This is a genomic window from Pseudomonas floridensis (genome assembly GCF_002087235.1).
Taxonomy (GTDB): domain Bacteria; phylum Pseudomonadota; class Gammaproteobacteria; order Pseudomonadales; family Pseudomonadaceae; genus Aquipseudomonas; species Aquipseudomonas floridensis.
On record NZ_MUIO01000116.1, the window covers coordinates 22084 to 29101 of the forward strand.

A 7018-nucleotide genomic window follows, 5' to 3' on the forward strand; every position below is an offset into this window, starting at 1 on the left:
GCCGGTCATTCGGCGCGTACGGCACTTTTTAAACGCCGGGCGTTGAGCGCATGATTCGCTTCTGCCTATGAAACGTGCAGGGAGAACATGACTCATGAACCTGAATCAATTCGCCGAAACCCACGAAGTCACCAACCAGCCTCCGCCGCTCGACGGGGCTAACCTTTATCGTCTCGATCTGCCATTGCAGGAATGGAGCAAGCGCTATGGCGCGGGCTGGGCCGAGTCGCGCATCGACACTTACGGCGCGCTCGCAGGCGGGACGTTGATGGAGGCCGGTTTTCTGGCCAATCAGAACAAACCGGTGTTCGCCAGCCATGACCGCTACGGGCATCGCATCGATCTGATCGAATTTCACCCGGCTTATCACCAACTGATGAACACCGCTATCGAACACGGCATACCGTCGCTGCCCTGGACCGAGCCGCAGCCCGGCGCTCACGTGGCGCGAGCGGCCATGAGTTACCTGCACACTCAGGCCGACCCCGGCAGTGGCTGCCCGCTGACCATGACGTTCGCCAGCGTACCGGCGTTGCGCCTGCAGCCGGATCTGGCTGAGGTCTGGCTGCCCAAAGTGCTGTCCACGCAATACGACTCACGCAACATCGGCATCGCGCACAAGACCGGTGCCACCATTGGCATGGCCATGACTGAGAAACAGGGCGGCTCGGATGTGCGCAGCAATACCACCCGCGCCTGGCCGGTCGGCGCGGGCGGGCCGGGGCAGGCGTATGAACTGGTCGGGCATAAGTGGTTCTGTTCCGCGCCGATGTGCGATGCATTCCTCACGCTGGCGCAGACCGATAAAGGACTGAGTTGCTTTCTGCTGCCGCGCCACCGTCCTGATGACACGCGTAACGAGTTCTACATCCAGCGCCTGAAGAACAAGCTGGGCAACTGGTCCAACGCCTCCAGCGAGGTGGAGTTTCGCGGCGCGTTAGCGTGGATGATCGGCGAAGAAGGGCGCGGTGTGGCGACCATCATCGAAATGGTTGCCATGACTCGCTTCGATTGCATGATCGGTTCCAGCGCCTTGATGCGTCAGGCGTTGACCCAGGCCACTCACCACTGTGCGCATCGCACGGTCAGCGGTCGCCTGTTGGCCGAGCAGCCGCTGATGCAGAACGTACTCGCCGATCTGGCCCTTGAAAGCGAAGCCGCGTTGGCGCTGACCCTGCGCATGGGGCGCGCCCTGGATCGTCTGGACGACTCGCACGAAGCACGTTTCGTGCGTCTGGTGACGGCCGTGGGCAAATACTGGATCTGCAAGCGTGCCCCGGCAATGATCAACGAGGCCGCCGAATGCCTGGGCGGCGCAGGTTATGTCGAAGACAGTATTCTGCCGCGCCTGTACCGGGAAGCGCCGGTCAATTCGACTTGGGAAGGTTCGGGCAACGTGCAGTGCCTCGACGTACTGCGAGCGTTGTCCAGGGAGCCCGGCGTGCTCGATGCGCTGTTCGACGAGCTGGGTGACGGGCATGGCGACCGGCGTCTGGCCGTGCACATCGACACGTTGAAAAACGCCTTCACTGACCTGAGTGACATCCAGTACCGCGCCCGGCAATTAACTGAAGACATCGCCGTTGCCTTGCAGGCGAAACTGCTGCTCGAAGCCGGTAATGCAGCGGTCAGCGACGGATTCATCGCTGGCCGGATCGCCGCCGGTGGCCGCGTGTATGGCGCATTGCCGCGAGGCGTCGATGTCGAAACATTGGTGGCCAGGGCTTCGCCACAGGTGGCATGAGCACGCGAACCCGTTACGATGCAGGTCTGCAAGTTCAGACAGGACATGAAACGTGACTCAAGCCTTTGTTGTTGTAGACACCGCCGAGCAGGCTGTTGAGCGGCTCGCTGAACTGCACGAACGTGCGACCAGCGCGTTGAGCCAGGCGCTCAAGCGTTACCTGAAAGACCGCGTTGAACCCAGCGCCGAAGAGCGGGCGCAGTTCCGCTACCCCGAATTGCGCCTCAACTACGAGTGCCACGGCGAAGTGCCGACCACCACGCGCGCCTACGCCAAGGTCCAGTTGCCCGGCGCCTACAGTGTCACCGTCACGCAGCCCAAGGCGTTTCGCAAATACCTGCTGGAGCAGCTCGGCCCGTTGATGAACGACTTCACCGTGACGGTCGAAGTCGGCATGAGCGAACAGAACATCCCTTATCCGTATGTCGTCGAGCAGGGCGATGAACTGGCCGGCTCCGGCGTGACCGCTGCGGCGCTGGCGCGGGTATTCCCCAGCACTGACCTGTCGGCGGCGACCGATGGCATTGCCGATGGGCTTTACGACTGGGCCAATGTCGATCCGCTGCCACTGGCGTTGTTCGACGCGGCACGCGTGGACTTCTCGCTGCGGCGTCTGGTGCATTACACCGGCAGCGACTGGCGGCACGTACAGCCTTGGATTCTGCTGACCAACTATCACCGCTATGTCGATCAGTTCATCCTGCATGGCCTGGAAAAACTGCGTGACGATCCGCGTTTCGTGCGCATGGTTCTGCCGGGCAACGTCGTGGTCGACAAGAGCATGGGCTATGACGAGGCTCAGGCCATCGTCGCCAGCGTGGTCTGGCACCGTTATCAAATGCCGGCCTATCACCTGATCGCCGAAGACGGTCACGGCGTGACGCTGGTCAATATCGGCGTCGGCCCGTCCAACGCCAAGAACATCACCGACCACCTCGCGGTGCTGCGTCCGCATTGCTGGCTGATGATCGGCCATTGCGGCGGCCTGCGTCAGTCCCAGACCATTGGCGACTACGTACTGGCCCACGCCTACATGCGTCGCGACGGGATTCTGGATCGCGTATTGCCACCGCACATTCCGATCCCCGCGCTGGCCGAAGTGCAACTGGCCCTGCAGGAGTCGGCCGCGCAGATCACCGGCGAGCGCGGTGAAGAGCTCAAGAAGCGCCTGCGCACCGGCACCGTGCTCACGTACGACGATCGCAACTGGGAATTGCGCTGGGCGCAGGAACGACCGCTGATCAATCTGTCTCGCGCCGTGGCGGTGGACATGGAAAGCGGCACCATTGCTGCTCAGGGTTATCGCCTGCGGGTGCCGTATGGCACGCTGCTCTGTGTGTCCGACAAGCCGCTGCACAGTGAGATCAAGCTGCCGGGCTCGGCCAACGCGTTCTATGAGCGTGCGGTCAGTCAACACCTCAAGATCGGCATCGCGGCGCTGGACCTGCTGCGCACCGAGCTGAATTCGCTGCACTCGCGCAAACTGCGCAGCTTTGACGAACCGCCGTTCCGTTGATTGCGATTGGTATTTGCAGAAAGGGCCACTAAAGTGGCCCTTTCTGTTTTCCGATTGCCGAACTCTCATGCCCCGCACACCGCGTCCTACTTCCCGCCGTCCTTCCTCCAGCCCGTCAGGCGCGCCCCGTCGCGTCGCCAAAGCGCCGCCCGCCGAGCCGAAACTGGTGCTGTTCAACAAGCCTTTCGACGTATTGACCCAGTTCAACGACGAGCAGGGCAGGGCGACGCTCAAGGATTTCATCAAGATCCCCGGCATCTATCCGGCAGGCCGTCTGGACCGTGACAGCGAAGGGCTATTGCTGCTGACCAACGACGGGCAACTACAGGCGCGCATTGCCGACCCGAAACATAAACTGGCCAAAACCTATTGGGTGCAGGTCGAGGGTGAACCGAGCGAGGCGCAGTTGCAGCAGTTGCGTGATGGCATTGAGCTCAATGATGGCCCGACCCTGCCCGCCGAAGCCCGACAGATCGATGAGCCAGACCTGTGGCCACGCAACCCGCCAGTGCGTTTTCGCAAAAGCGTGCCGACTCACTGGCTGGAACTGGTGATCAAGGAAGGTCGCAATCGTCAGGTGCGGCGCATGACTGCCGCCGTCGGGCTGCCGACCTTGCGGCTGGTGCGGGTCAGAATCGGTGACTGGACACTCGACGGGCTGGATCAGGGTGAGTATCGCGAAGTGCCCGCCAGGCTGTAGCGACGCCGATCATCCCGTCAGCCTGTTTCGAGCCAGGCGATGATCAGGCTTTTGATCACGAACGCCATCACGCCCACGCCCAGGACCGAGCACAGGATGAGCGTGCCATGGCGGCCCGCCCCGGATTTCTTCGCCAGATCCCAGACGATGAACGCCATGAAGCCGACCAGCAGGGTAATCAGCGCGCTCAGCATCCATTGTTCGAACAGCGCGGGGTCCATTGAGGGCCGACCGATCAGTTGCGCAGATGGACCAGCGGCATCTCGGTGCTGGCCAGAACCTGATTGAGTACGAAGCTCGAACGCACGCTGGTCACACCTTCGATACGGGTCAGGTGCCCCAGCAGCAGTTTCTGGTAATGGTCCATGTCAGGCACCACGACTTTCAGCTGATAGTCCGCTTCCATACCGGTTACCAGGCTGCATTCGAGTACCTGAGGCAGGTTGCGGATCTGCTGCTCGAAGTTCTCGAAACGCTCGGGTGTGTGGCGGTCCATGCCGATCAGCACGTAGGCCGTCAGGTTCAGGCCCAGCTTCTTGCGATCCAGCAAGGCCACCTGTTGCACGATGTAACCGTCGTCTTCCAGTTGCTTGACCCTGCGTGAGCACGGTGAAGGCGACAGACCTATGCGTTCCGCCAATTCCTGGTTGGAGATGCGTGCGTCCCGTTGCAATTCGGCCAAAATGCTCAAGTCGTATCTGTCCAGCTTGCTCACGATGTACCCCTTTATGAGTTCGATTGCGCAGGATTATTCATCTGAAGGCAAAAATTGCGCAAGTGATGTTTTATCGAGCAACATTAGCAATCCTCTGCCAACGCCGCAGGCCTATTCTTTTAACCAGAATCACTGCCCGGACACAGCGTCCAGCGCGACTCGCCGAATCAGGCCAGTTGCGGCCTCCCACCCAACCGGGTGCGCCAGGCCCCCGGGCTACATACTGTCCACAAGACGGCATGAGGTGAGCCGGCGTCAAAAGCGTCGAGCCAGGACGAAGTATCCCAAGGGGGCCATCTGGCCCCCTTTTCTTTGCGTCCTGATAAAGTGCGCAGAACGGCGCATCGCTATGACAGTCTTAATATCGTCCATCCGCGCTCTAGTGAGGAAAGCATGAAATCTGGCATCTGGCAGTTCGCGGGTTTAAGTCTGTTGTGCCTGAGTATCAGCGCCCATGCGATGGCCGACGAGCGTGACGACTCCCCGCGAAACGAATTGCGCGGCAGCTCCAATGACAATGGGCAACAACGCCAGCTTCAGCAGCAGCAACAACAGCGCTTTCAGCAGCAGGAAATTCAGCAGCGCCAGATTCAGCAGCAACAGAACCAGCAGCGCAATATCCAGCGCGAGCAACAGCAGCAGATCTACCAGCAGCAGAATAACCAGCAGCGCCAGATCCAGGAGCAGCAGAATCAGCAGCGGCAGGTTGAGCGCCAGCAGCAACAGCAGATTCAGCAGCAGGAACTGCAGCAGCGCAATGTCGAGCGTCAGCAGCAACAGCAGATCAACCAGCAGCAGCGCGAGCAACAGCGCCAGATTCAGCAACAGCAGAATCAGCAGCGCCAGCAGCAGCAACAGTTGAGGCAAAGCCAGGACAATCTGCCGATCCAGAGCGGTCCGCGGGAAGCCTGGCAAACCCAGCCGCCGCGTCAGGGCTACTATCAGGACATTCCGCGCGGCGGCAACCGCAACTGGTCGGCCGGCAACGGCAGGCCGGATAACCGCTGGGACGGTCGTCCTGACGGACATGGCAACGGTTGGGGCCCGGGACCGCGCTATCGTCCGGGCTACGCCATCGACCGTGTGCCTGGTGGTTATTCACGCATTCCGTATCGCGGGCAGGATTATTTCTATTCCGAAGGTTACTGGTATCGCCCGCAGGGTCCACGCTATGTGGTCGTGACGCCGCCTTACGGGGCCCGCGTGCGCAGCCTGCCGTCGTATTCCCAGGAAGTCTGGATCGGCAGCAGCTTGTTGTTTCTGGCCGCTGGCGCGTATTACACGTATCAACCTGACACCCAAGAGTACGTGGTGGTCAATCCGCCGCAGAACGAAACGGTGTATTCGGCACCTGTTCAGCAGCAAGGCAGCGACTACGATCCGGTGGCCTATCCCCTCAACGGTCAGAGTCAGCAGCAAGTCGAACTGGACCGTTATCAATGCTACCGCTGGGCCGCTGAACAGAGCGGTTTCGATCCGGCGAATATCACCGCCCAGCCTCAGCCTGAAGTCGTCGACCTGTATCGACGTTCAATGGGGGCCTGCCTGGCCGGACGCGGTTACAGAGTCAATTAAAGCTGATCAGGCGCGCGCCTGCTTCACCACTTCCTGAGGGTCGGCGTGCACCAGCACTTCGGCTTTCGGGTATTGCGCATGGATGGCATCGGCCGCCTGATCGCACAGCGTGTGGGCGACTGACAGGGTCAGTTCGCCCGGCAATTCCAGATGCAGTTGCACGAACCAGTGGTTGCCGGAAATCCGCGTGCGCAGATCATGCGCGCCCAACACGCCAGGCACATTGCACGCCAGTTCGAGCATGTGCGTGCTGACGTCGCTGGGCAGTTCTTCATCCATCAGCACCGACACCGTTTCCCGTGCGATCTGAAAGGCGCTCCACAGAATGTAGATCGCGATACCCAGGCCGAAATACGCATCCAGTTGCTGCCAGCCGAAGTAAGCCAGCGTAAGTGCTACCAGGATGCTGGCGTTGAGCAGCAGGTCAGAGCGGTAGTGCAGCGAGTCGGCACGAATCGCCGCAGAGCCGGTGCCCTTGATCACTCGGCTTTGCAGAGTCAGCAGCGCGAGTGTCAGCGCAATGGACACCACCATCACGATCATGCCCAGCAATGGCGCTCCCAGCGGCTCCGGGTTTTGAATACGCTGTACCGCCTGAAAGGCAATCAACACGCCACTGACACCGATAAACAGCGCCTGCGCCATGCCCGACAGCGCTTCCGCCTTGCCGTGACCGTAACGGTGATCGTCATCGGCCGGGCGCAGCGCGTAATGCACCGCCAGCAGATTGAGGAAAGACGCCGCGCCATCGAGCAGCGAATCGGTCAG

The 7018-nt window shown here is 61.0% G+C and carries 7 protein-coding genes and 1 pseudogene; 4 read left to right on the forward strand and 4 right to left on the reverse strand.

The annotated features are described in order from the left end of the window. Positions 1-94: 94 nt before the first annotated feature. The 3 genes from BZK31_RS24950 to BZK31_RS24960 all read left to right on the forward strand — a co-directional run bounded on the left by BZK31_RS24950 (position 95) and on the right by BZK31_RS24960 (position 3960). Positions 95-1744: an acyl-CoA dehydrogenase family protein gene (locus tag BZK31_RS24950; protein ID WP_083185932.1), complete on the forward strand. Its 1650-nt coding sequence runs from the start codon at positions 95-97 to the stop codon at positions 1742-1744. Positions 1745-1796: 52 nt separating this feature from the next. Then, entirely contained in the window at positions 1797-3260 is a 1464-nt protein-coding gene (gene amn, locus BZK31_RS24955) for an AMP nucleosidase (protein ID WP_083185933.1), read from the forward strand. A gap of 67 nt (positions 3261-3327) precedes the next feature. Continuing rightward, a complete protein-coding gene (locus BZK31_RS24960) occupies positions 3328-3960 on the forward strand; it encodes a pseudouridine synthase (RefSeq protein ID WP_083185934.1) in 633 nt (210 codons plus the stop codon). Positions 3961-3977: 17 nt separating this feature from the next. Here the strand turns inward: BZK31_RS24960 and BZK31_RS24965 are convergent, their stop codons facing one another. The 3 genes and pseudogenes from BZK31_RS24965 to BZK31_RS29775 form a co-directional block, all read right to left on the reverse strand. Beyond that, a complete protein-coding gene (locus tag BZK31_RS24965; protein ID WP_083185935.1) occupies positions 3978-4181 on the reverse strand; it encodes a DUF2788 domain-containing protein in 204 nt (67 codons plus the stop codon). A 14-nt stretch (positions 4182-4195) separates the two neighbouring features. Beyond that, a complete protein-coding gene (locus tag BZK31_RS24970; protein WP_083185936.1) occupies positions 4196-4675 on the reverse strand; it encodes an Lrp/AsnC family transcriptional regulator in 480 nt (159 codons plus the stop codon). Between the two features lie 351 nt (positions 4676-5026). Continuing rightward, positions 5027-5533, reverse strand: a pseudogene (locus tag BZK31_RS29775) (hypothetical protein); the annotation flags it as partial. Here BZK31_RS29775 and BZK31_RS29780 point away from each other — a divergent pair. Continuing rightward, on the forward strand, positions 5534-6250 hold the full coding sequence (locus tag BZK31_RS29780; protein ID WP_167378100.1) for a DUF6515 family protein: 717 nt from the start codon (positions 5534-5536) through the stop codon (positions 6248-6250). Between the two features lie 6 nt (positions 6251-6256). Here BZK31_RS29780 and BZK31_RS24980 read toward each other — a convergent pair. Then, on the reverse strand, positions 6257-7018 hold a 762-nt coding region (locus tag BZK31_RS24980), incomplete at its 5' end, for a cation diffusion facilitator family transporter (RefSeq protein WP_083185938.1).